Source organism: Pseudomonadales bacterium, from assembly GCA_041395945.1.
Classification (GTDB): domain Bacteria; phylum Pseudomonadota; class Gammaproteobacteria; order Pseudomonadales; family Azotimanducaceae; genus SZUA-309.
The window spans coordinates 109,678-134,277 of the sequence record JAWKZN010000001.1; the positions used below are offsets into that span (position 1 = coordinate 109,678).

Below are 24,600 nucleotides of genomic sequence, written 5' to 3' on the forward strand. Positions count from 1 at the left end.
AACGGACCCGGGCCGGCTCAGGCTGGCTGGGCGTTCCGGCGTCTGGCGCCGAAGGCGTGTACTTCTGCGGGTGCCTCGGCAGTCGCCGGTTCAGTACCTGCAGCGTCCGGGACCAGACTGAGGGTGCTGGCCGGACCTTCAATGATGAAGGGTTCGAGGGCGGCTTCGATGAGGCCCCGGTCGAGGCGACCGAGCGGTCCCTGCTGGATAAGTCTGTGTAGTCCCCGCGCAATGTCCGACATCCCCTGAATCGCAGCCGTGCCTGGCCTTTGACCTTCATCGCTGCTCAACAGTTCATGGTAATCCTGCAGCCCCCGGAGGACGCCGACGATGGCTTTTTCGTCCTTGCGGCTGGGGGCCAGCATGGCCTGGTTGTGGCGTTGATGAGAGGTGACGTACATGATGGTGTCCTGCCCAGGTGTTGTCGACTGATTTACATCCGGCGCTCTTGCGTTGGCGCTTCTGTCAGCGCGCAGTCTGCCAGGGTCTGTGGAACGGGTGCTTGAGGAATTCAGGAAGAATTCTGGATGCGTAACAGAACGAGACCATTGTCACTGCGTGTTGGAGATGGTCCGCTCGCTCGTGGGTGGTAAACAACGGGCTTTGACCAGGAAGCGGCATTCTGCAAGGCTGGTGGATTCGAATGGGGACACCGGTTATGTTGAGCTGGAAGATCGGCGCTGTGAAGGTGACTCAGATTGTGGAACTCACCACGGCGTCCTTAGGGCCCCACCTTCTGCCCCAGGCCACGCCGGAACGGATGCTCGCCCGACCCTGGCTGGCGCCCTTCATCGATGAGGCCGGCCGCATTGTCCTGAGCATGCACGCGCTGGTGGTGGAATCGGCGGGTCGGGTGCTCATGGTCGACACCTGCATCGGCAACGACAAGGTTCGCAGCTATCCGCGCTGGAATCGCATGCAGGGCGACTTCCTCACCCGCCTGGCGGCCGCTGGATTTCCCCCGGAACGCATCGACACGGTGTTGTGCACTCACATGCACGTCGATCACGTGGGCTGGAATACCCGGCTGGTCGACGGGGTCTGGCAACCCACATTTCCGGGGGCGCGCTACCTGTTCGGGGACACCGAGTGGGAACACTGGCGGGCGGAGCCCCAGGAATACGGTCCGGTGATCGAGGATTCGGTGCAGCCCATCTTCGACGCCGGACTCGCGGATCTGGTGGCGGTGGATCACCGGGTTACCGATGAGGTATGGCTCGAGCCCACTCCGGGACACACACCCGGCCATGTCAGTGTGCGGATAGCGTCCCGGGGTGAAGAGGCAGTGATCACCGGTGACATGATTCACCATCCCTGTCAGATCGCCGAGCCGGGCTGGTCGAGTCTGGCGGACTGGGACTCCCAGATGAGCGCCGACACCCGCGTGCATTTCCTCGCCCGCAATGCGGATCGCCCGATACTGGTGATCGGTACCCACTTCGCAGCCCCCACCGCCGGACATATCGTCCGCGATGGTGACAGCTACCGCCTGGACTACTGAGCCGATGGCTGAGCGCAACATCAGGGAAGCGCTGGCGGTTGCCGACTTCCGCTGGCTGTGGATCGGCAGCCTGGGTTCTTCCTTCGCGATGAACATGCAGATCATCGCCCGGGGGTGGCTCGTCTACACCCTGACTTCCTCGGCGCTGGATCTGGCCTGGGTGACCCTGTCCTTCATGCTGCCCACGGTGGCCCTGTCCCTGCCCGGTGGTGTCCTGGCCGATCGGATGCCCAAGCGGGCGATCATTGCCATCGCCCAGACCATGAACTGTCTGGCCACCATTCTGATGGGCCTGATCATCATCACCGGCAACATATCCTTCTGGGATTTCATCTGGTTCGGCTTCTTCAACGGTTCGGTACTTGCGCTGTCCATGCCCGCCCGTCAGGCCTTCGTGCCTGAGCTGATACCGGAGAAGCTGATCTTCACCGCGATGGCGCTGAATACCACGAGCTGGAATCTTTCCCGCATTCTCGGCCCGGCGCTCGCAGGCTTTCTGATCGCCCTGTTTGCCGCCGGGGATACCAGTTCGGCATACGGAGTGGGCATCGTCTACTTCATGATCGCGGCGCTGTACTTCATTTCCGCGGTCACCATCATGATGGTGCGCAGGAAGGGTCTGAGTGTGCAGCAGAGTGTGCAGGTGAGCGCGCTTGGCGACATGGTGGACGGTCTGCGCTATGTAGTGGCGAATCCGCCCATACTCGGTCTCATCCTGCTGTCGCTGGTGCCCTTCCTGTTCGGGATGCCGCTCAACACGCTGCTGCCTGCCTTCAACGAAGACATCCTCGCGGGTGGTCCGGACGATCTCGGGCTGCTGATGTCGGCGATGGGTGCGGGTGCGATCAGCGGCTCTCTCATGCTGGCCTGGACGGGCGACATGCGGAACAAGGCCACATGGCTCATCGCAACCTGTCTGGGGTGGGGGGCTTTCACCAGTGCCTTCGGCCTGTCCCGGACCGTGCTGATGGCGTCGCTGCTGGTTGCGGTGATCGGTTTCATCAGCGCCTGGAACATGTCACTCAACCGTGGTCTGCTGCAGATGCAGGTGGCCAACCACATGCGTGGCCGGATCATGAGCATTGACATGATGTCGCACGGCCTGATGCCGCTCGGGGTGATTCCCATCAGTCTGATCGCTGAGGCCTGGGATGTGGCCGTGGCGCTGGTGGTGGCGGGTGGGGTGTTTGTGGGCAGCGTCCTGCTGCTCGCGCTGGTGTCGCGTTCGGTACGTCAGGTGGACGATCCGATGCCCACCGAAGTCCGTCCGCCGCCTTTCGAAGAGGTGCTGTAGACTCGGATCTGTTGCTTCCAGGGACCTGTCTATATGTACTGGGATCTGCTGATTCGGGGTGCCCGGGTGTTCGATGGCGCCGGTTCACCTGGCCGTCTGCGTGATGTGGCGATCAGGGACGGGCGGATTGCCGCATTCGGGGAGTCAGCCCCGGACGGAGGTGCGGGTGGACTGCCGGTCAGCGCGGCAGCGAAGGTGGAAGACGCCTCCGGTGCCTGGATGCTGCCCGGTCTGATCGACATTCATACCCACGAAGATCTGGAAGTGGAACTTGCACCCGGCCTGCCGGAGGTCGTGCGCCATGGCACCACCAGTGTGATCGTCGGCAACTGCAGTATCGGCATGGCGTTCGGCGCCCAGCGCACGCCGGAACAGGACCCGATCGTGGACTGCTTTGCCCGGGTAGAGAACATTCCCAAGACCGTGTTGCGCAAAGCGGCGGATCAGGCCGACTGGACCACGCCCGCGGAATATCTGGCGCATCTCGACAGTCTGCCGCTGGCCGCGAGCATGGCGCCTCTGCTGCCACATTCCATGCTGCGCATCGAGGTCATGGGACTGGCCGCGAGCATCAGCCGGGATCCGAGCGCGGCGGAACTAAACGCCATGGTCGGCAAGCTCGAACGGGCCATGGAGGATGGCTACATCGGCTTTTCCACCGACGGTCTGCCGTTGCACTTCCTCGCCAGCAGGGCCCATCTGGAGAAACGGATTCCCACCCAGTACGCGCGCTACGATGAGTACAAGGCGCTCACCGATGTGGTGCGCCGTCATGGCCGGGTCTGGCAGATGACACCGGCAACCGACGACCCGGCGCTGACCCTCAAGCTGTTTCTGCTCACCAGCGGCCGTGGCCGGCAGCGTCCGCTGAAGATCACCGCGCTGGCCGCCCTCGACAGCGCCATCAACCGGATGCAGCTCAGTCAGGCACTGAATTTCTCCCGGCTGCTGAATTCGAAGCTGGTGCAGGGTCATTTCCGCATGCAGGCGCTGGCGGCGCCGTTCAAGGTGTTCAGCGAAGGGGTGGTGAGTCCGCTGGCGGAAGCGGATCCACTCATGCGCCGGCTGATTCAGACCGAACTCGATGATGTGGAAGCGCGCCGCGCCATTCTCAGCGATGCGGATTTCGTGGCCGCGTTCCGCGAGATGTGGGGGCGGGGCAAGTCCGGTTTCAATATTGCCCACCTGCGCCGGCGGTTGCGTCTTGAAAATGCTTTCATGACCCGGGATCTGAACGATCATGTGATCTACCGCTGTCCGGTGGGCGCCTGGGTCGGACTGACCATGGCGGAGGTGTATGTGCGCTACCGTTCCTGGTGCACGCGTACTGCGAACCCGGGTGATCTGGAATCGATCGGCGGCGCCCTCGATGGGCAGTCAGACACCGATGCGGAATCCGGCGCCTTCACGGCACTGGGTGCGGACCTCCGGGAAGAGGCGGATTTCTTTCTGGCACTGCTGAGACATTTCGATCGGGACCTGCACTGGCACTATGTTTCCGCGAACCGGAATCCGGAGGTGATCAGGCGCCTGCTGCTGAATCCTCTGCTGCTGCCCGGCTTCAATGACAGCGGCGCGCACGTGACCAACATGGCCTACTACGACGGCAATCTGCGCGCGCTGCGGATTGCACTGGAGGACTCGGAAGCCACTTTCAGTACCATGGTTAAACGCCTGACCCGGGAGCCGGCGGAATTTTTCGGACTGGATGCGGGTCGAATCGATATCGGCAGCCGGGCCGACATCACCCTGATCCGGCCGGAAGCCCTGCGGAAATATGATGGTGACGCCGGCATCCAGTACATTTATCGGGATGTATTCGATTGCCATCAGCTTGTGAACCGCTCGGACGGCGTGGTGGCGGCTGTGTATATTGCGGGAACCAAGGTCTGGACCGGGGATGCTTTCACGCCGGAATTCGGCACCCGGAAACTGGGCGGCGCGCTCAGAGCGCAAGCACGGGGGCCGGTGTAGCCGCCGCAGAGCTGAGATTGAAAGTACAGAGATTGAAAGTACAGAGATTGAAAGTGCCGAGATTAAGAACGCAGAGACAGAAAGCCCATCATCAGATCCGACAGGCCCTGTGGTATCTGCTTGTGTCGGCCTGCCTGTCAACACCTTTGCTTTCTGTCCACGCGGCAGCCGTGTATCGCAGTGTGGATGCCGGCGGGGTGGTGACCTTCTCCGATGTGCAAACTCCCGGTGCGGTTCCGGTGCAGGTCATTGCTGCCGTACCTTCCGCCGCGTTGTCCAGGGAAGAAGTGCTCGCGGAACAGCAGCGCATCATCGATCAGCAGCTCGCCGTCGCTGACTCGCTCGAGGCGTCGCGACTGGCCCGGGAGGCCACCCGCGCGCGGCGTCAGGAAGCCGCTGCCGCGGACCGGGCTGTGGCGGTACCGGTGGCTGCCGAACCGGAAATACGCTATGTGAGCAGTCACGGCAGTTACCACAGCCGCGGCTACCCCGGCTGTTTTCCCGGCCATCCGGCACATCCAGCACAGCCGATCGCTCCACCACCGCCTGCAACACCTGTGAGCTTTCCCGTTCGATTTCCCTACAGCGACCGTTAGCCGGATGCCGCGTCCACAGCTGAGGTCAGCCGGCTAGCGATGGCGCTCACCATCGGACTCATTTCCGACACCCATATTCCCGAGTGTCGACCCGCTCTCTGGCCCCAGGTGTTCGAGGCCTTTGCCGGGGTGGACATGATCTTTCACGCGGGCGATATCCACGAACTCCATGTGCTGGATGAACTCGAACGCATTGCGCCGATCTATGCGGCGCGGGGCAACGGCGAAGACGGCTCCGGCGGCAGACCCGTGCAGCCGGAGGACCCGCGCGTGCGCTATGCCTGGCTGCTGGAGCTCGAAGGACTCTGGGTCGGTCTCACCCACTATGTGCCGGTGCCGGAGCGGCCGCCGAATTTCACCCTCGAGCGCTGGATCGATCGCTACTTTCCCGAGCGTCGACCGGATGTGATCGTCTCAGGAGATACCCATCGTGAGCAGATCGCCGAAGTGCAGGGGATCTTCTGTGTGAATCCCGGCTCACCGACTTATCCGCACAACTACGATACCCAGTACGGCACCATCGGTTTTCTGCGGCTGGATGCGGGTGCGGCCAGCGCCGACATTCACCTCATCACAGAGCAGGGTATCGAGGCCTATGACTGGGATGCGGTGCCGCCCTGGAAGGCGCGCGCACTCGCAGGGCGCTAACAGGGTGTTCTGTTCAGCGACCGGCAGACGCCGGTGCCCGGGTGTCAGTCCTTCGGCTGTCCGAGAATGCGCTCTGCGATGATGTTGCGCTGGATGTTCGGGGTGCCGCCGCCGATCACCACATTGGGCCAGTTGAGGGCGGATTTCGCCCAGCTGCCAGCATCCACCGCGTCCGCGCTGCCCTGCAGATGCAGGCCTGCCTGGCCGGTGAGCTCAACTGCGAAGTCATCCATCTCGATTTCGAGGCTCGCCCGCAGCAGCTTGTTCACGGAAGTTTCGCTGGTGAGCGGTTCACCTTTGATCTGTTTGGTGAGATAGCGCAGTCCGTTGTATTTCATCGCCGCGATTTTCGCTTCGAACATGGCCAGTGTGCGGCGTGTCTTCGCATCTTCGCTTGCCGGCCGTCCCTGTTTGCGGGTGGCCTTCACCAGTGCTTTCAGATTGTCGAGTTTGTCGAACATCTGCGTGACTTCGCCGATGCTCGAGCGCTCGTTTGCCAGCGCGGACACCGTGACCTTCCAGCCGTCGCCCTCTTCGCCGAGACGGTTGCTGACGGGCACACGCACGTCGGTGAAGAATATTTCGGCGAAGTGGCGGTCGCCGGCCATGTTCTCGATGGGCCGCACTTCGATGCCCGGCGAATCCATGGGGACCAGCAGGCAGGTGATGCCCTGGTGTTTCACTGCAGGATCGAAACTGGTGCGTACCAGCAGAATGATCCATTGGGCGAAGGGGGCGCCCGAGGTCCAGATCTTCTGGCCGTTCACCACATACTCATCGCCGTCACGCACACCCTTGCACTGAATGGCGGCGAGGTCGGAGCCGTGGTTGGGTTCCGAATAGCCCGTGCACCAGATCACCTTGCTGTCGAGGATGTCCGGAATGAAGCGACGCTTCTGTTCTTCGGTGCCGTACTGAATAATGCCCGGACCGACCCAGGCGAGGCCCATGAAGGAGGCGCCCAGGGGCGGTGCCTTCGCCAGGGCCATCTCTTCTTTGAGAATGGTCTGTTCGATGAGGCCGCCGGCGCTGCCGCCGAACTCTTTCGGCCAGGAAAATCCCACCCAGCCGCGTTCGCGGACTTTCTTCAGCCAGGTGGCGAGGAAGTTGCGGTCACGGGACTCCTTTGGCGGCAGATTCTCCGCGAGGAATGCACGCACTTCTTCCCGGAAGGCCTGTTCTTCGGGGCTGTATTCGAAATCCATCTAAAGACCTCCCAGCGCAGCGGCGCGGTCGAGGTGGTGGTCGCTGTCGCCGTACATGGGGCGTGCCCACTTGGAGCGCTTCAGGTAGAGCTGGACGTCGTATTCGGCGGTGAAGCCGATGGCGCCGTGCAGTCCCACGCCGTCGATGCCGATGCGCACGAAGGCGTCCGACGCATAACCCTTTGCCAGTGAAATCGCCCGGGGCAGTTGCTCCGGCGCATCGTCCGCACACCAGGCCGCGTAGTAGAGCAGCGACTTGAAGGACTCCACGTCCACGAAGCAGTCGGCGAGGCGGTGTTTCACACCCTGGTACTGGCCGATGGGTTTGCCGAACTGAATGCGTTCCCGGGCGTAATCCGAAGTCATTTTCAGTGCGGCTTCCGCAGCACCAATCATCTCTGCGGTAACCGCCACTGCACCCAGATCCGTGAGCCAGGCGAGATCCGCCGTGGACAGGGACAACAGGTGGTCGTCGCTGATCTCGACGCCGTCGAGACTGATCCTGCCCATGGGCTTGGTGCGATCCATGGTGGGTTGAGCGGTCACCTGGACCTGATCCCGGGACAGCGCAGCCAGCTTGAGTTCGTCTGCAACCCGGATCGCCAGCAGGTAATGACTGGCCGCCATGGCGTCGCAGACAAAGGGTTTGCTGCCTGTCACCCGCACACCATTGGCGGTACGGGTGCCAGTTAAGGTCACGGCTTCCGGGGCGATCCAGTTGGCTTCGTCGTAGAGGCCGAGGGTGCAGATGGCAGTGCCCGCCGCCATCATCGGCAACCACTGAGACTGCTGTTGTGTGCTGCCGCAGCGCAGGATGGCGGCACTGGCCAGTGCCTGGGAGGTGATGGGCAGGGGGCAGAGACCCCGGGCGGTCTCTTCGAGCACCACGGTGAGATCGATCCATTTCAGACCGATCCCACCCTGGGTTTCAGGTGTGATCAGTCCCAGCCAGCCGAGTTTGGCCGCCTGGGCCCAGAGGTCGGCGTCGAAACCGTCCTCCCGGGCCATGATCTGCCTGACCCGGGTGGTGGGGCAGGCGGCCTGCATGAAGCGGGCGACCTGCTCCCGGAGCAGGTTCTGCTCCTCGGTGAAGCCGAAATTCACCGATCAGCCACGCATCGGATTGATGGGCGGCCAGCTCTCCTTGCTTGCGAGGATCTTCTGGCCGATCTCCGCGACATCCCAGGTCCCTTCCGAGAGATCCTTGCTGGCGATGGGCGTGATCTGCCAGGACAGCAGGTTCACTGTGTTACCCGCGACGAGCCACTGGCGGCCGGTGACTTCCTTCGCTTCGTCCGAGCACAGCCAGACGATGGCGGGGGAAACGTTCTCCGGTGGGAACGCCTGCTGCATGCCTTCCGGCAGTATGTCCTCGGTCATACGCGACATGGCAGTGGGTGCCAGCACGTTGACATTGATGCCGTACTTCAGCCCTTCCAGCCACAGACAGCGGGCGAAACCGGCGATACCGGCCTTGGCTGCACCGTAGTTGGTCTGGCCGAAGTTGCCGAGCAGACCCGATGTGGAGCTGGTCATGATGATGCGACCACCTTCGCCCCGCTCGAGCATGTGATCGAAGGCCGCCTTAGTGGTGAGGTAGGTGCCACGCAGGTGCACGTTGATCACGATGTCCCACATGTCGTCGTCCATGTTCTTGAACGACTTATCGCGCAGGATGCCGGCGTTGGCGATAAGGATGTCGAGTTTGCCGAAGGTCTTGATGGCCATCTCCACCATGCCCTGGGCGTCTTTCTTCTCGGTCACGCTGCCGTAGTGGGCGACCGCCTTGCCACCGGCGGCTTTGATTTCGTCGACCACTCCATCGGCCATCGAACTGCTGGCGCCGGTACCGTCCCGTGAACCACCGAGATCGTTGACCACCACTGCGGCCCCTTCCTTGGCCAGCAGGAGGGCGTGTGCCCGCCCCAGACCGCCGCCAGCACCGGTTACCAGTGCGACTTTTCCATCGAGCATTCCCATAGTGTCCTCCTGATTGATTGACTGAATTTTTCGACTGATCAGACCCGAAGGCCATGATCCAGCTGGGATTTTTGTGAACGCCGCAGTCTAAGGCCCGGGTGGGCAAATGCAAAGCACGAGGGTTTGGTCTTCAGGGAGGCCGGCGCCTGTGCTTAACTTGATGAAAGGGGGCGCAGCACCATGCCGGATATGCAGGAACCGACCGACACCGATGGCGAACTGAACCAGTCGCTGGATGATGTCATCGGGCTGCTTGAGCGGGAAATCGAGCGCCTCAAGGCGTCGCTCGAAACCTATCGACTCTCGAAACATCCCCAGCGCGCCGAAATCATCCGCTGGCACGTGCGCTCCCTGGACGAACGGCAGGATGCCCTCGAGGAGCTGCAGACCCTGCTTCTGGCGAAGCGGGATACGGATCCTTCTTAAGCGGCGCCAGCGTTCAAGGCTGAAAGATCAGGGCTTACCCCGCCAGCAGAGGATGGCCTTCACCACCGCCGCAGTGAAATCCTCGCCGTAAACCGTCTGCAGACTGCTCAAACCACCTGGATTGGCGATGTTGACCTCCATCAGATAATCGCCGACCAGGTCAATGGCCGCGAAGCCGACACCGAGACCGGTGAGTTCCGCCGCCAGCCGGCTGACCAGGTGCTGCTGGGAGCTGCTCAGGGTGGCGGGCTCGATCCGTGCGTCGGCCGCGACATTGGCCCTGAGTCCGTCGCTGGGCAGGCGCAGGTAGGTGCCGATGGGCACACCGCCGGCGATGAGGGTACGCTTCTCCCCGGCTGCGATTTCCGGAATAAAGCGCTGCAGCAGCCAGTACCCCTGCTCCTCGGCTGGCAACGGGCGCTGCAGCAGCCGACGCGCCTGTTCCTCATCGTGGATCCGATACACGTCCCGCCCGTAACTGCCCGCTGTGGGCTTGAGCACCCAGTCTCCGCCGGCTGCGACCACCTCGAGCAGATAGTCGCGATCCGTGCTGGTGTGGGTTTCCGGCATCAGGTCCAGCCAGCGGTGTTTACCGTGCAGGTACATGAAGGCATCCACTTCGGTCACAAAGCGCGACCGGGGAAGGGTTTTCAGCAACTGCATGCGATCGAAGAAGGTGGCCTGGCGACCGAACCCGACCGGCCAGATCAGGTCGAAGGAGTCAGGTGTCCGGGTAGCGACGACCAGTCGATTGCCGCGAATGGCAAGCTGATCGTGGCAGGCACAGCAGACTTTCCAGCCGGCACCGCGGAAGCCGCGGGCAAAGCGTTCGGCGTTGTCGTTGGGTGGCGGCTGGACATCGCTGGTAAGCAGTAGTATTTCTGACACGAGTGCGAAGGATTCTCTTAGATGAACAAACCGATCAATCTGCGCGACTACAGTCTGCCGGCGAAGCAGGTTCCCGTCCATGAACCCGCTTTTCTCAGCGCAGATGAGAAAGTCGATCTCAGACAGCGCATCAAGGCGGGCCTGAAAGCGCGTAATGCAGTGCTGATCGCCCACTATTATGTGGATGGGGATGTTCAGGATCTGGCTGAGGCGACCGGCGGATGTGTCTCAGACTCCCTCGAGATGGCCCGCTTCGGCAGGGATCACAAGGCAGAGACCCTGGTGGTGGCCGGGGTGCGCTTCATGGGAGAGACCGCGAAAATTCTTTCACCACACAAACGGGTAGTGATGCCCACCCTGGAAGCGGAATGTTCCCTGGATCTGGGTTGCCCGCCGGACGAATTCGAAGCCTTCTGCAAAGAGCATCCGGATCGCACTGTGGTGGTTTATGCGAACACGTCTGCGAAAGTGAAGGCCCTGTCTGACTGGGTAGTGACGAGCAGTGTCGCCCTGCCCATCGTCGAGCATCTGGATGCGAAGGGTGAAAAAATCCTCTGGGCACCGGACAAGCATCTCGGTCATTACATTCAGGTGAGTACCGGCGCGGACATGCTGCTGTGGAGTGGTGCCTGTGTGGTTCACGAGGAGTTCAAGGCCCAGGCGCTGTTCGACCTGAAAGCGATCTACCCGGACGCGGGGGTACTGGTGCATCCCGAGTCGCCGGCCGCTGTGATCGATATCGCCGATGCGGTGGGTTCCACGAGCCAGATCCTCAAGTCTGCCTCTGAACTGCCGCACAAGACCTTCATCGTGGCCACGGACCGGGGACTGTTCCACAAGCTGCGGCAGCGCAACCCGGGCAAGCGGTTCATTGAAGCCCCGACCGCGGGGGATGGTGCAACCTGCCGCAGCTGTGCGCACTGTCCCTGGATGGCGATGAACGAGCTCAGCCAGCTTGCGCGAGTGCTCGAAGCAGATACGCTGTGGCGCGACAATGAAGTTAAAGTAGATCCGGACATCGGAGCGCGCGCCATGGTGCCGCTGAACCGGATGCTCGACTTCAAGCGTTAGTCACAAGGCCCTCCAGTAGCAGATAGCAGCAGATTTTGAGATCGGGTATTCACAGAAAAGTCCTGTCGATCGGCCTCGCGGTGGTCGTCGGCCTGCTGCTGCTGGCCCCTGTACACGCCCACGACGACGGCACCTGGGAGACCGACTGCGGGATCTGCTCCCTGGCGAAGGTCTGCCCGATCCCGACCGCTGAGCTCGCACTACCCCTGCCTGTCCGGGGCAGGATCCTGTCGACTGATGTCCGGGCCGTATCCGCTCCCTGCTCCCTTCAGCGAACCCCTTTTGCGCCCCGGGCGCCCCCTGCAATCCTGATCTGACGGTACTTTGGCCGCGTCTTACGCGGCGAGTGTGCGTTTCATTTCAGGAGTGGGAAAAAGGGTTGATCAGCATGTTTCGTATTATGGGATTCCTGGCCGTCTACTGTGCGGCGGTGGCACTGCAACCGGCGCTGGCTGCCGCGGAAAAAGCCGACACAACGTCTGAGATTGAGACTGTTGTGGTCACCGCCCACCCCCTGTCTGCGGAGGGGCTGGCGCTGGCGAGCGAAAGCCTTTCCGGGGAGGAACTGTCGAGACGCCTGGCGGGCAGCATCGGTGAAACGGTCGGCTATGAACCGGGTGTGCATGCTGCCGGTTTCGGCCAGGCGGCCAGTCGCCCGGTGATCCACGGGCTGTCCGGTCCCCGGGTGCGCACCATGGAGGATCGCATCGACTCGCTCGATGTCTCTGTCACCAGCGCTGATCATGCCACCAGCGTCGAGCCCTTCCTGGCCGACGGCATCGAAATCCTCAAAGGTCCGAGCACGCTGCTCTATGGCTCTGGTGCCATCGGTGGTGTGGTGGATGCCCACACCGGTCGCATTCCCCACGCGCAGGCCGAAACCCCGATCTCGGGTCGCCTGGAAGCCCGGGTGGCGGACAATGCCGATCGTAAGACGCTGGTCGGTCGTCTTGACGGCGGCAGCGGCGGCCTGGCCTGGCACGTCGATGGTTTCAGGCGGGATGCGGACGATTATGAGATCCCCGGTTACGCCGAGTCCCGGAGGCTGAGGGAGCAGGAAGCAGCAGAGGCTGCAGCGGCCAGCGAGTCGGCCAACGAGTCGGTGCGCGATGAGTTGCCGGGCAGCGATCTGGAGGTGCAGGGCGGTGCTCTGGGTCTGAGCCTTGTTGGTGAACGGGGCTTCATCGGGGCGGCGGTGAGCAGATACGACGCTGACTATGGACTGCCCGGCGGGCATGCGCATGTCGAGGAAGGCGGCGCAGGCGAAGAGGGTAATCCGAGTCTCGATCTCAACCAGACCCGCATCGACTTCGAAGCGGGGCTCGACGATCCCTTCGAGGGATTCGAGAGTGTGAACGTGCGGGTCGCCAGCAACGATTACCGGCACCGTGAGATCGAGCCTGATGGTGCGGTGGCGACTGTATTCGACAATGACGCCATTGAAGCCCGGGTCGAGTTCACCCATCTGCCACTGGCGGGGTGGCGGGGCACCTTCGGCGTGCAGTACACAGACCGGGATTTTTCTGCGCTCGGGGAAGAGGCTTTCATCGCCCCCGTCGATACCCGGTCCCTGGGCGCTTTCTGGGTAGTCGAGCAGAGCTTCGCGGCGTTCGATATCGAATCCGGATTGCGCTTTGGTGGTGTCAGCGTGGATTCCAGCAACGGTGCCAGTGAAGACTTCTCTGAATCCGCAGCGTCCCTGGGCCTCATCTGGCCCTTCGCGAACGCCTGGTCGCTGGGCCTGCTGATGGACTACTCGGTGCGGGCGCCGGTGGCGGAAGAGCTCTATTCAGACGGCCCGCATCTGACCACTAATGCCTTCGAGATCGGCGATCCTGAGCTCGATGAAGAGAAGGCGCTGAGTTTCTCGGCGAATCTGCGCTATGCGACAGAGGACTGGTTTTTCAGCAGCACGCTCTACTACATCGATTTTTCCGACTACGTCTACGAAGCACCCACCGGGGCCGAAATCGAAGCATTGCCGGTGTTCGTCTACCGGCAGACAGACGCGGAATATCTGGGCCTGGATGTGGAGATCCGGCGCACGGTTGCGAGCTGGGAGGGCGGCTCGCTCGAACTCGGCGCACAGTTCGATACGGTGTCGGCGTCGCTCGATGTCTCCGGCAACGATGACGTGGCTCGACTGCCTCCGACCCGTTATGGCGTGAGTGCCAGCGCACGCTGGGGAATCGTGCGGGCGAGCGTCGACTATCTGTGGGTGGAGGCGCAGCAGGATGTCGCAGATTTCGAGTTGCCCAGCGACAGCTATGAAGACCTGCGGGCCTATCTCGGTGCCGATCTGAGCGCCGGAGGCGTTGCTTTCACGGTATTCCTGCAGGGCCGCAATCTGACCGACGACGAACAGCGCCAGCATTCATCATTCATCAAGGATTCAGCACCCCAGCCGGGTCGTACGCTCGAAGCGGGGATACGGGCGAGCTTCTAACGAGGCGGGGAGCAGAGTGGGCCCCCGGAAAGCGCAGCGGCGCACCGGATACCTGCTCAGGACTGGGCGATACGCAGCTCGGTGCGCAGATCGTTGATGCGCTGATCCAGCCTGGCGTTGAGCTGGGTATTGCTGCTTCCTGTGAGACGCCGCGCGTATTCCAGATGCTGGATGGCCCGGTGGTAGTCGCCGTGGAGCGCGAAGTACTCGGCGCGTGCCCGATGCACGCCCACAATGTCTCCGGCCTGTCCGGATACTTCGGCCAGGTCATACCAGACATCGACATCGTTCGGCCGCAGCAGGCTCTGGCGCTCCAGCACCGTCTCGGCGATGTCGTATTCCTGGTGCTTGGTCAGCGCGTCGGCGTAGAGCATCGCCAGGGGCGGATTATCCGGGTTCAACAGGAGCTGACGCTCGAGCAGAGACAGGGACTGCTCCAGGCGCCCTGCAGCGGTGAGCAGTTCGGCATAGGCGGCGACGAACAGCAGCCGATCCGGATTGCGGGTAAACAGGGAATCGGCAATGGGGAGGGCCTCATCGTGCTTGCCCGCGCGGCTCAGCGCCAGGGCCAGGCCGTACTGGGCGGGGCCGGAATCCGGATCGTCGTTGACCTGTTTGCGGTAGTCCTTCACCGCGGCCTCCGGGCTTGCCGCGTAGTGCACCTTGGCGCGTACCCGGGCGAGGGTGTAGTCAGGCGCATCCGGGTAGGCGCGCTGGGGATACTTCATGGCCTGGGTTTTCGCATCGGCGATGCGGGTTTCCGTGAGCGGGTGGGTGAGCAGAAACTCGGGCGGCTTGCTCGTGTAGCGGTAGGCGCGGTTCATGGCATCGAACATCCGGGCCATGCCCTGGGGATCCATGTCTGAATTGACCAGGGTATTCATGCCGATCCGATCAGCTTCAGTCTCCCGGGAGCGGCTGTACTGCAGTTGCGCGGACTGGGCGGCCGCCTGGGAGGCGGAAATCGCAGCGATACCGGCGTCTCCGCCAGCCGCCATACCGACCATGATGGCTGCGACCAGAGACGCCAGGGTGGGCAGCATCTGGGCCCGCTGTTCTTCCACACCCCGGGCGAAGTGCCGCTGGCTGAGGTGAGCCAGCTCGTGTGCGATCACGGAGGAGTATTCGTGGACATCCTCGGCGTACAGCATCAGACCGAGATTGATGCCGACCACGCCCCCGGGTGCGGCGAAAGCATTCACCGCCGGGGAGTCTATGAGCACCACTTCGAGGACTTTTTCCCGCAGCTCGGAATGCTGGGCGAGGTTGGCGATCTGGTTGCTGACGTAGTACTTGAGAATCGGATCGCGGATGGTGGGCAGCACCGCGTGAATCTGTTTCAGGAAATTGCGACCGATTTCCTTTTCCAGGGCGGGCGAGATCAGCCGCGACGCGCCGTCGCCCAGTACTGGCAGATCGTTGGCCGGATTCGAGGCGGCGGGTGCGCCGGAGGCCGCCGTGGGGCCCGCGCACAGCAGGATAAGCGTGGTGATCCAGGCGAGATTCCAGCGCGGAAGGCGCCGGCGGCGGGCGTTATTCAGCTGGAAATTCATGCGGGCGATCATACTGCATGGACGTGTGGCGGGCAGGAAAAGTTCAAAACCAGTGGAACCTCCGGCTAAGTCGCCGCACCGCAGCGACTTAGCCGGAGGTTCCCTAGTATGATTGCGCGACCAGCCAGGATTAGAAATGGTCGATTCCTCTGCCGATACACCGCTGCTGCTCGATGTCACCGGTCTGAACTGCCCGATGCCGCTGTTGAAGGCCAAAAAAGCGCTCAATTCGCTGCCCCCGGCGGGGCTGCTCAGGGTACTGGCCACGGATCCGGGCTCTGTGCGGGATTTTGAGACTTTCACCCGGCAGAGCGGCCATGAACTGCTCGAATCGAGCCGGGACGGCGATACGTTCGTGTATCTGCTGCGCAAAAAAGGCTGAGATCGGCAATGCGTTTTCTGGAAATCATCGGTGGCTGGATCAATCGGCATTTCTCAAATGAGGATGCCATCTATCTCATCGTCTTCCTGGTCATCGGTTTTACGATACTGGTGGTGCTTGGCGAAGTACTGGCGCCGGTGCTCACGGGTCTGGTGCTGGCATTCGTGCTCCAGGGCCTCGTCAAACGATTAAGAGCGATGCAAGTTCCGGAACCCATCGCGGTCGGACTGAGCTATATCGCCTTTCTCGGCGCCATGCTGGCCGGACTGCTGTTTGTGTTGCCCCTTGTCTGGCAGCAGCTGGTCGCGCTGCGCGCGGCAGTGCCGAACATCGTCACGCGACTTCAGGAAATGCTGCGCGAACTCCCGGAGGTGGCGCCGGGATTCGTGACCGCCGAACAGGTGAACCAGTGGCTCGACCTGGCAACTCATGAGATCGGCAGTGTCAGCGGCTCGCTGCTGAACACACTGGTGAATCAGGTGCCTTCGGTGATCGCGCTGCTGATCTATCTGGTGCTGGTGCCGATATCGGTGTTCTTCTTTCTGAAGGATCGGCGGCAGCTGATGGACTGGTTTCTGTCGCTGCTCCCGGCTGAGCGGCCCCTGCTCAACCAGGTAGGTGGCGAGATGAACAGGCAACTGGCCAACTATGTGCGCGGCAAGTTCATCGAGATTCTGATTGTGGGTGCCGTCACCTTTGTGACTTTCCGCCTGCTGGGCCTCAACTATGCCGCACTGCTGGGACTGATTGTCGGGCTCTCGGTGCTCATTCCCTTCGTCGGTGCTGCGGTGGTGACGATCCCCGTAGCGCTGGTTGCGGTCTTTCAGTTCGGCTGGACCTGGGAAATGGGCACCGTGATGATCGCCTACGGCATCATTCAGGCCCTGGACGGCAACGTGCTGGTACCACTGCTGTTTTCTGAGGCGGTGGATCTGCATCCGATCACGATCATCACAGCCGTGCTGGCTTTTGGCGGTCTGTGGGGTGTGTGGGGGGTATTCTTCGCCATTCCGCTCGCCACGCTGGTCAAAGCCATCTATAACGCCTGGCCCCGGCACGATATGGTGGCAGAAGGCGGTGATTTACGGACGGAAACTGACGGTCAATCCGCGGCTGCGCCTTGAGGTGCCGGTCCCGCGCCAGTAACATCCTGCCGGTTTCACACTTCCACCGGAACAGGACAGCTGATGTTGAGGGGTAGCCTCGTCGCCTTGATCACACCGATGCACGATGACGGCAGCATCGACTGGGCGGCGCTGGAGCGGCTGGTCGGCTGGCATCTCGCGGAAGGCACCCACGGTATCGTGCCGGTGGGAACAACGGGAGAATCCGCGACGCTGAATGTGGACGAGCATCTTCAGGTGATCGAGAAGGTGGTGGAACTCGTCGGAGGACGGGTGCCTGTAGTCGCCGGTACCGGTGCCAATGCCACCGCGGAAGCCATTCACCTCACCCGGGAAGCGCAGGGTGCCGGTGTGGATGCCTGTCTGGTGGTGACACCTTATTACAACAAGCCGACCCAGGAAGGACTCTTCCGGCATTACATGGCCATTGCGGAGGCGACTGAAGTACCACTGGTGCTCTACAACGTGCCGCCCCGCACGGCTTGTGACATGTCTGCACACACGGTCGGCCGGCTCGCGGTTCATCCCCGTATCGTCGCCATCAAGGAAGCCTGCGGCAGAGTCGAGCGGGTGAGCGAAATCCGCCAGGCGGTACCCGAGGACTTCGTGATCCTCTCCGGAGAAGATGCTCAGACACTCGACATGATGAAGCTCGGCGCGGTGGGCACCATCTCGGTGACCGCTAATGTGCTGCCGGCTCTCATGGCGAAATTCTGTGAGGCGTTCCTGGCGGGGAACAAATCGGAAGCCGAGCGGCTCGATGCGGTGCTGCAGCCGATCCACGAAATTCTTTTTGTGGAATCCAGCCCGCAACCCACCAAATGGGCGCTGTACGAAATGGGCAGAGCCGAACGGGGTATCCGTCTGCCGTTGATCGAACTTTCTGAGAAACACCGGCCGGAGCTGGTTCGTCGTCTCCGGGCGGCAGGAGCCATGGCATGAGAAACCTGGCAATAGTGGCAGCGATGCTGTCTGGTCTCAGCGCCTGCAGCTGGTTCAACGACGACAAAGGCTTTTTCGTGAATCGCGGCGACGACTACATCACCACAACCGAAAACCATGATCTGGTGGTGCCTTCCGATCTGAACAGCGCAAAGGTCGCCGATCCCTTCCCGGTACCGCGTATACCCAACCAGGTAAATGCCGAGTTCTATCCCGATCAACCGCCGCAACCGGACGCGATCTATGCCAGCGATAACCGGGACGAAGTGCGCATCCAGCGTCTGGGTGAGCGGCGCTGGCTGGCAGTACCGGAAGCACCCACCACAGTGTGGCCGAAAGTGAAACAGTTTCTGGCGGAGAACGGGGTAGGTATCGCGGCGGAAGTTTCGAGTCAGGGCAGGATCGACACCGAATGGCTCGAAATCAGCGATCGACAGTACCGGGACATCATCCGCAGCATACTGCGCGATGATCGCAGCGACGCCAGCATCAGCGAGGGTCGCGATCGACTGCTCATCCGGGTCGAGCCCGGTCTGCGGGAGCTGACGTCGGAAATCCACCTGCGCTATGAAAACGATGGTCTTGCACCGCCGCGGTATGGGGTGATCGATCTCAATGAGATGCAATCCCTGGTGCCGGAGGTCGAAGTCGACATGCTCAACGAGATCGGCGCCTATATCGCCGCGCGGGTATCCGAGCAGACCATCTCGATGGTGGCCCAGGAGATTAAAGGCGGCATCAAATCTGAACTCGGGCGGGATGCCAGTGGTGAGCCTGCGTTGAATCTCCGCCTCGATCAGGAACGGGCCTGGGCGACAATCGGCCAGGCGCTCTCACGGGCGGAAGTCGAAGTGATCAGTCTCGACGAAGACACAGGCATCTACGAAGTCAGTATTCCCGATAAGGCACTGACCGGCGAGCAGCGCGGCTGGCTGGCCGGCCTGTTCGGTGGCGGGAAGAAGAAGTATGAACTGCAGCTGCACCTGGCCAGGACATCCGATACCATTTTCCAGGTGACGGTACAGGACGACAAAGCCAGGCCACTGGACCGGGAATTCAGTCAGCAGGTGCTCAGCATGCTGCGCGAGTTCTCCAGCTGATGCGGTTCGCCTCGCTCGGCAGCGGCAGCCGGGGTAATGGCACCCTCATCGAGATGGGCGGCGAACGGATTCTGGTGGATTGCGGATTCACGCTGAAGCAGGCGGAAGCGCGCCTTGCAAGACTGGATCTCAAGGGTGCGGATATCTCTGCAGTGCTGGTTACCCATGAACACAGTGATCACGCAGGCGGTGTCGCTGCCCTCGCCTACAAGTATGCGCTGCCGGTGTTCGCATCCTTCGGAACGCTCAAGGCATCGAGCGGTGGTGGTACACCGCTGCTCGGTAAACCCATCAACTCCCACAGTCCTTTCGAGATCGGCGCTGTTACCGTCCACCCGGTGGTGGTTCCCCACGATGCGAGGGAGCCGACCCAGTTTGTTTTCGAAAATGCCGGCTGCCGCTTCGGGGTGGTTTCCGATCTGGGCCATGTCACGTCCTTTGTCACCGCTGCGTACCAGCGCCTCGACGGTCTGCTGATGGAAGCCAACTACGATGAGCAGATGCTCATGCGCGGTCGCTATCCCGCATCGGTAAAACGGCGCATCGCCAGTGAACTGGGGCATCTGTCCAATCCGCAGTCGGTCGCCTTCCTCGAGGCGGTTGCTCACGACCAGCTTGAAGTCCTGGTGGGGCATATCAGCCAGGAAAACAACCACCTCGATCTGCTCGAGGCCGCCTTCGCACCACTGCGCAGCCGGGTCAGACAGCTGCGCTTTGCCAGTCAGGATCAGGGCGCGGACTGGATCACCGTTACCGCAATCGACGAACCAGCCCCGGAACGACCGGAACCGATACTTGAACTCAACTGAAGATCCCTGTTCAATCCGCGCCTTAAAACCGCAGTCTCAATCCAGTCTCCCGGAGAGGTGACCGAGAGGTCGAAGGTGCCTGACTCGAAATCAGGTGACCCGCAAGGGTCCGTGGGTTCGAATCCCACCCTCTCCGCCATACCATTTCTCAACACATTGTTTTAGTTCGATTTTTATATGGGCGGCCGTTTTCTCCATCCAGGCATCCCTGCAAGATTGCGCAAGGCAGACTTCGTGTGCCTCTACTCGGAATCGTAAATGCCAGCGGACTGGCGATGCTGTCTGTTCGAGCGGCCGTTTGTCGTCCATCTGGTTGTTAGGCACACTCAGGTCATCGCGCAGACACAAGGACCACCGCGTTGAACGGTGCGGCGATACATGCTGCGATCATTACCTTCACAGTCTCTATGCCGGTTACCGCCATCGAGAATTCGCCGAATGTGTTCCAGGTGCAAGGTACGTTCAAGCCGTCAGGCGTCGCATAGCCGTGCGTTTTAGGCCATTTCGGTAGCCGATGGAGCTCATCCTGACGAGTGATTTCCCCAACTGCGCCAGTCAGGAGGTGCTGGAGACATTAGAAGCTGAGAAAGGGATGCGCGTTGCGTGGATAGCCCCTTCTTTCGCTCACTCGGACCTGGCAGGCATTCCGCGCAGCGCCAAACACCGGTTCGGATTACGAAGAGGCCAAACTGACAGCCCGGGAGTTGTACCTTCGCAGGGTGATTATGAAGGTATCAAATCCCAAGGTTGCGATTTTCTTCCTGGCCTTTCTGCCTCAGTTCGCGGAGCCGGTAAATGGTTCCGTGCCTGAGCAGATCATCATTCTCGGAGCATTATTTATGGCCTCCGCGTTTGTGGTTTTCGCAGCGATTGCGTGGCGTCGCCTCAAATTTGGCAACGCGCGCCGTTGAAAATGCCGGGTGTGCAAGCACATTGGCAGGGACCTGGGCTGGAGGCCTGGGAAGCATGGTCACCGCGTCAAGTGTCCCGGATCCTGGGTTCGGCCACGCCCGTGTGGTGCGTCGTCGGCGGCTGGGCAATTGATCTTTGGCTTGGCCGGGTGACGCGTCCCCATTCCGACATAGAGATCGCGGCTCCCCGGAGTGACTTCGTCGAGCTGCGCAGGTTCTTTGAACCAGGCTATCGCCTCTACGCAGTGGGTGACGGGGAATCATTCGGACTCGATGGAAATCAGCCGATGCCCTCCGAAAAACACCAATGCTGGATTGCGGATTCCACCGCTGGCAGGTGGCGCCTTGATCTGATGCTCGAACCGGGTGACTCCCAGACCTGGGTATGCCGCCGGGACGAGCGCATCAAGGAGCCCAGAGGACGCATGATCGACCGTAGCGACGGTATCCCCTTCCTGAAGCCGGAAGGTGTACTGCTCTACAAGGCTAAAGCACACCGTGCCAAAGACCAGGCGGACTTCGAGTCATGCCTGCCGCACCTGTCCCCCGCTGCCCGATCGTGGCTGGCTACTTACCTGTCGCTGGTTCAACCGGGGCATCAATGGCTGGATGCGCTGTAGTAGAAGGTGCGATCGGAAGGACTTGTCACGAGACAATTGATATGAGCATCCCCACCCTTATGAAGATGGCATGGCAGACATCGCGGTCTGGTCTCAAAAAGCTGATCCGGCCATCCAGCCGGCTGCGGCATCCGGAGTGGAACGGGACTGTCGTCGAGTGCTTCCGGCGGGTGAGTTCCTGCGCCCTGTGTACTAAGGTAGAGCACGGTTTCACTGTGGGAGGGAGTGAAGATGGCAAAATATCTCTTTGTGTATCACGGCGGCGGCATGCCCGAATCCGAAAAAGCGGCGGCGGAAGCCATGGCAGCCTGGGGTAACTGGTTCGGTTCGATGGGTGGCGATGTAGTCGACGGCGGCAACCCGGTGGGGCAATCCACCACCGTGCAGGCCGACGGCTCGGTAGTCGACAATGGCGGCAGCAATCCGACCACCGGCTATAGCGTGATCGAAGCGAAAGATCTCAAGGATGCGATTGCGAAGGCGAAGGGTTGCCCGATTCTCGCCAGCGGCGGATCCGTCGAGGTGGCTGAGACCTTCGATCCTTAGCTGAGGCCGATCCGGACGGCTATGCTATTGAGGTCTGGTTCGAGTAAGGATATCGACCTGTCACTGCGGCGGTGAATATCATCCGGGCGCCGTCAAGTGTCAGCGCAACGGGATTCCCTGACGCGGTCGGATCCACGATGGCCATCGCCGCGATGCGCTCGAGCTCGCTGTGGTCCACCCCCAGCCCGCTGAGTGTTGCCGGGACTCCGATAGCTTCGCGCAGGGCGAGCACCGCCTGCAGAAAGCCTTCGAATCCGTCTGCAAACCCCAGCCAGGCGGCGAGACGGGATATTTTTTCCTCTATCGCCGGTCGATTGAACTCGAGCACGTAAGGCATGAACACCGCGTTGGTCATGCCGTGATGGGTATCGTAGAGGGCGCCTACCGGGTGGGAGAGTGCGTGGATCGCCCCTAAGCCTTTCTGAAAAGCGGTGGCGCCCATGGCGGCTGCGCTCATCATGTGTCCGCGTGCTTCGAGGTCCGTGCCGTCGGCCATCACCCTGCGCAGATTGCCGAACACCAGGCGCATGCCTTCGACGGCGATGCCTTCGGCGAGCGGGTGATAGGCGGGTGCGCAGTAGGCTTCGAGGCAGTGGGCGAGGGCGTCCATGCCGGTGCCGGCTGTAATGCGCGACGGCAGCCCGACGGTCAGCGCAGGATCACAGATCACGATGGTCGGCATCATCTGCGGATGGAAGATGACCTTTTTGGTGTGGGTCGACAGATCGGTGAGCACGCCTGCGCGTCCGACTTCGGAGCCGGTGCCCGCGGTGGTGGGTACCGCGATGATGGGTGCGATTCCGGTGGCATCAGCGCGCGTCCACCAGTCGTCGATGTCTTCGAAATCCCACACCGGCCGGCTCTGGCCGGACATGAAGGCGATGAGTTTGCCCATGTCCAGCCCGCTGCCGCCACCGAAGGCGACCACACCGTCGTGACTGCCCTGACGATAGGCGGCGAGGCCGGCTTCGAGATTCGCTTCTACCGGATTCGGCTTGACATCGGCGAACAGCGCCGCAGCGAGGCCGCCGCTTTTCAGGGATTGCAGGGCTGTGCGGGTGATGGCCTGATCCGCCAGGCCCTGATCGGTGACCAGCAGCGGGCGCCTCATCCCTGTACTGCGACAGGCATCAGCGAGTTCGTCGATGCGTCCTGCGCCGAAGCGCACGGCGGTGGGGTAGCTCCAGTTCGCCTTGGGTGTTGCCATGATTTCAGTAGCGCTCGAAACCGCGGGTCAGTTCCCAGTCGGTGATGCGGCGGTCGTACTCCTGCTGCTCCCAGCGGGCGGTGTGCACGTAATGGTCGATCACTTCGTCGCCGAAGGCGGCCCGCAGCATCGCGGAGCCATCGAGTCGCTCCGTGGCATCCCGCAGGGTCTTCGGAATTTCCGGCAGTGCTGCGTTGCCGTAAGCGTCGCCTTCGAACGGCGGTTCGAGTTTCAGCTCTTCATCGATCCCCGCCAGCCCCGCCGCGAGCAGTGCAGCGAACGCCAGATGGGGGTTGAGATCCGCGCCACCGATGCGGCACTCGGCGCGGATACCCCTGGTCTTCGCACCGCACAGGCGGAAACCGGCGGTGCGGTTGTCGTCGGACCAGACGATGCGGGTCGGTGCGAAAGTGCCCGCCTGCTGAAAACGCTTGTAGGAGTTCACGAAGGGAGCGAGGAACCAGGTCAGTTCCGCAGCATATTTGAGCTGACCGGCGAGGAACTGACGCATCAGCCGACTCATACCCCGATCGGCTTTGGGGTCCAGAAACAGCGGTTTTTTACCCTGCCCGTCCCACAGAGATGCATGGATGTGGCAGGACGAACCGGCGAGGTCGTAGTGCCACTTGGCCATGAAGGTCACCGACTGACCGTGCAGAAAGGCGATCTCCTTGATGCCGTTTTTCATGATGACGTGGCGGTCGGCCATGGTCAGCGCGTCCGCATAGCGCACGTTGAGCTCCTCCTGGCCGGGCGCCCACTCGCCCTTCGAATTCTCGACAGGAATGCCCGCGCCGTGGATGCCGCTGCGGATGGCCTGCATCACCGCCTCTTCCTTGGTGGTGGCGAGGATGTAGTAGTCGCCGATGTAGGGGCTGGCGGTTTTAAGGTCGGCGTAGTGTTTCTCACGGGCGCTGTCGTAGGATTCTTCAAACAGATAAAACTCGAGCTCCGAGGCAAGGTAAGCCTCGAATTTCCGCTCTGCCAGGCGCGCACACTGGGCTTTGAGAATCGCCCGGGGGCTGTGGGGCAGATCCTTTCCCTGATGATCCTGCACGTCGGCGAGCACCAGCGCGGTGCGCTTAAGCCAGGGAATCCGGCGCAGTGTCGTCAGATCCGGCTTCATCGCGAAGTCGCCGTAACCGGCACCCCAGTTGGCGGCGCGATAGCCGGGCACGGGCTCCATGTCGATATCGTTGGCCAGCAGATAGTTGCAGCCATGGGTTTCCTGCCAGGCGGTGTTTACAAAGTGCTCGACGTGAAAGCGCTTGCCGATCGGTCGACCGAACATGTCGACGATGCAGACCAGCACGGTATCGATGCTGCCGTCTGCAGCGGCTGCTTTGAGTTCATCGAGCGTGAGCATGCCGGTCATGG

At 61.9% G+C, this 24,600-nt stretch carries 23 protein-coding genes, 1 tRNA gene and 1 pseudogene; 17 read left to right on the forward strand and 8 right to left on the reverse strand.

Translation table 11 applies throughout. From position 1 onward, the window contains the following. Positions 1-17 precede the first annotated feature (17 nt). A complete protein-coding gene (locus R3E82_00550; GenBank protein MEZ5549357.1) occupies positions 18-401 on the reverse strand; it encodes a hypothetical protein in 384 nt (127 codons plus the stop codon). A gap of 242 nt (positions 402-643) precedes the next feature. Here R3E82_00550 and R3E82_00555 point away from each other — a divergent pair, with 242 nt between their 5' ends. The 5 genes from R3E82_00555 to R3E82_00575 are packed head-to-tail and all read left to right on the forward strand — an operon-like array spanning position 644 to position 6,013. Next, the gene (locus tag R3E82_00555; GenBank protein MEZ5549358.1) at positions 644-1,501 is read left to right on the forward strand and encodes an MBL fold metallo-hydrolase; all 858 of its coding nucleotides are present in this window, start codon (positions 644-646) and stop codon (positions 1,499-1,501) included. 4 nt (positions 1,502-1,505) lie between these two features. Then, positions 1,506-2,795 carry an MFS transporter gene (locus R3E82_00560; protein MEZ5549359.1) on the forward strand — a complete coding sequence of 430 codons (1,290 nt, stop codon included), beginning with the start codon at positions 1,506-1,508 and terminating at the stop codon, positions 2,793-2,795. Between the two features lie 33 nt (positions 2,796-2,828). Next, on the forward strand, positions 2,829-4,769 hold the full coding sequence (locus R3E82_00565; protein MEZ5549360.1) for an amidohydrolase family protein: 1,941 nt from the start codon (positions 2,829-2,831) through the stop codon (positions 4,767-4,769). A 53-nt stretch (positions 4,770-4,822) separates the two neighbouring features. Next, positions 4,823-5,365 carry a DUF4124 domain-containing protein gene (locus R3E82_00570; GenBank protein ID MEZ5549361.1) on the forward strand — a complete coding sequence of 181 codons (543 nt, stop codon included), beginning with the start codon at positions 4,823-4,825 and terminating at the stop codon, positions 5,363-5,365. Between the two features lie 39 nt (positions 5,366-5,404). Next, complete coding sequence (locus R3E82_00575) at positions 5,405-6,013, forward strand: YfcE family phosphodiesterase (GenBank protein MEZ5549362.1); 609 nt, start codon at positions 5,405-5,407, stop codon at positions 6,011-6,013. 44 nt (positions 6,014-6,057) lie between these two features. Here R3E82_00575 and R3E82_00580 read toward each other — a convergent pair whose 3' ends face one another. Genes R3E82_00580 through R3E82_00590 form a run of 3 tightly spaced genes read right to left on the reverse strand, consistent with a single transcriptional unit; the run spans position 6,058 to position 9,198 of the window. After that, positions 6,058-7,218, reverse strand: coding sequence for an acyl-CoA dehydrogenase family protein (locus R3E82_00580; protein ID MEZ5549363.1), 1,161 nt, complete (start codon positions 7,216-7,218; stop codon positions 6,058-6,060). Further along, positions 7,219-8,322 carry an acyl-CoA dehydrogenase family protein gene (locus tag R3E82_00585; protein MEZ5549364.1) on the reverse strand — a complete coding sequence of 368 codons (1,104 nt, stop codon included), beginning with the start codon at positions 8,320-8,322 and terminating at the stop codon, positions 7,219-7,221. It abuts the gene before it with no gap. Between the two features lie 3 nt (positions 8,323-8,325). After that, positions 8,326-9,198 (reverse strand): SDR family oxidoreductase, encoded by an 873-nt coding sequence (locus R3E82_00590; GenBank protein ID MEZ5549365.1) that lies wholly within the window; start codon positions 9,196-9,198, stop codon positions 8,326-8,328. Between the two features lie 180 nt (positions 9,199-9,378). Here R3E82_00590 and R3E82_00595 point away from each other — a divergent pair, with 180 nt between their 5' ends. Beyond that, a complete protein-coding gene (locus R3E82_00595) occupies positions 9,379-9,624 on the forward strand; it encodes a hypothetical protein (protein ID MEZ5549366.1) in 246 nt (81 codons plus the stop codon). A 27-nt stretch (positions 9,625-9,651) separates the two neighbouring features. Here the strand turns inward: R3E82_00595 and R3E82_00600 are convergent, their stop codons facing one another. Then, positions 9,652-10,512, reverse strand: a complete 861-nt coding sequence (locus R3E82_00600) for a hypothetical protein (GenBank protein MEZ5549367.1) — start codon at positions 10,510-10,512, stop codon at positions 9,652-9,654. Between the two features lie 21 nt (positions 10,513-10,533). On the opposite strand from R3E82_00600, the gene nadA reads away from it, so the two are divergent. Continuing rightward, positions 10,534-11,583 carry a quinolinate synthase NadA gene (gene nadA / locus R3E82_00605; protein ID MEZ5549368.1) on the forward strand — a complete coding sequence of 350 codons (1,050 nt, stop codon included), beginning with the start codon at positions 10,534-10,536 and terminating at the stop codon, positions 11,581-11,583. A 388-nt stretch (positions 11,584-11,971) separates the two neighbouring features. Beyond that, complete coding sequence (locus R3E82_00610) at positions 11,972-14,029, forward strand: TonB-dependent receptor (GenBank protein MEZ5549369.1); 2,058 nt, start codon at positions 11,972-11,974, stop codon at positions 14,027-14,029. Positions 14,030-14,085: 56 nt separating this feature from the next. On the opposite strand, the gene R3E82_00615 is transcribed toward R3E82_00610, so the two are convergent. Next, complete coding sequence (locus R3E82_00615) at positions 14,086-15,582, reverse strand: M48 family metalloprotease (protein ID MEZ5549370.1); 1,497 nt, start codon at positions 15,580-15,582, stop codon at positions 14,086-14,088. A gap of 136 nt (positions 15,583-15,718) precedes the next feature. Here R3E82_00615 and R3E82_00620 point away from each other — a divergent pair, with 136 nt between their 5' ends. The 9 genes and pseudogenes from R3E82_00620 (at position 15,719) to R3E82_00660 (ending at position 22,016) form a co-directional block, all read left to right on the forward strand. Next, positions 15,719-15,964 (forward strand): sulfurtransferase TusA family protein, encoded by a 246-nt coding sequence (locus tag R3E82_00620; protein ID MEZ5549371.1) that lies wholly within the window; start codon positions 15,719-15,721, stop codon positions 15,962-15,964. An 8-nt stretch (positions 15,965-15,972) separates the two neighbouring features. Further along, entirely contained in the window at positions 15,973-17,088 is a 1,116-nt protein-coding gene (locus tag R3E82_00625) for an AI-2E family transporter (GenBank protein MEZ5549372.1), read from the forward strand. 63 nt (positions 17,089-17,151) lie between these two features. Next, the gene (dapA, locus tag R3E82_00630; protein MEZ5549373.1) at positions 17,152-18,030 is read left to right on the forward strand and encodes a 4-hydroxy-tetrahydrodipicolinate synthase; all 879 of its coding nucleotides are present in this window, start codon (positions 17,152-17,154) and stop codon (positions 18,028-18,030) included. Next, on the forward strand, positions 18,027-19,130 hold the full coding sequence (gene bamC, locus R3E82_00635; GenBank protein MEZ5549374.1) for an outer membrane protein assembly factor BamC: 1,104 nt from the start codon (positions 18,027-18,029) through the stop codon (positions 19,128-19,130). The genes dapA and bamC overlap by 4 nt, the downstream gene beginning before the upstream one ends. After that, a complete protein-coding gene (locus R3E82_00640) occupies positions 19,130-19,939 on the forward strand; it encodes an MBL fold metallo-hydrolase (protein ID MEZ5549375.1) in 810 nt (269 codons plus the stop codon). The genes bamC and R3E82_00640 overlap by 1 nt, the downstream gene beginning before the upstream one ends. A gap of 51 nt (positions 19,940-19,990) precedes the next feature. Then, positions 19,991-20,078: transfer RNA gene (locus R3E82_00645), tRNA-Ser, on the forward strand. Positions 20,079-20,586: 508 nt separating this feature from the next. Continuing rightward, positions 20,587-20,850, forward strand: a pseudogene (locus R3E82_00650) (LysE family transporter). A 2-nt stretch (positions 20,851-20,852) separates the two neighbouring features. Continuing rightward, complete coding sequence (locus R3E82_00655) at positions 20,853-21,470, forward strand: amino acid transporter (GenBank protein ID MEZ5549376.1); 618 nt, start codon at positions 20,853-20,855, stop codon at positions 21,468-21,470. A 231-nt stretch (positions 21,471-21,701) separates the two neighbouring features. Further along, entirely contained in the window at positions 21,702-22,016 is a 315-nt protein-coding gene (locus R3E82_00660) for a hypothetical protein (GenBank protein MEZ5549377.1), read from the forward strand. Positions 22,017-22,035: 19 nt separating this feature from the next. Here R3E82_00660 and R3E82_00665 read toward each other — a convergent pair whose 3' ends face one another. Both R3E82_00665 and R3E82_00670 read right to left on the reverse strand, forming a co-directional pair. Further along, positions 22,036-23,223, reverse strand: a complete 1,188-nt coding sequence (locus R3E82_00665; protein MEZ5549378.1) for an iron-containing alcohol dehydrogenase — start codon at positions 23,221-23,223, stop codon at positions 22,036-22,038. Positions 23,224-23,227: 4 nt separating this feature from the next. Further along, complete coding sequence (locus R3E82_00670) at positions 23,228-24,598, reverse strand: glutamine synthetase family protein (GenBank protein MEZ5549379.1); 1,371 nt, start codon at positions 24,596-24,598, stop codon at positions 23,228-23,230. Positions 24,599-24,600: the final 2 nt, after the last annotated feature.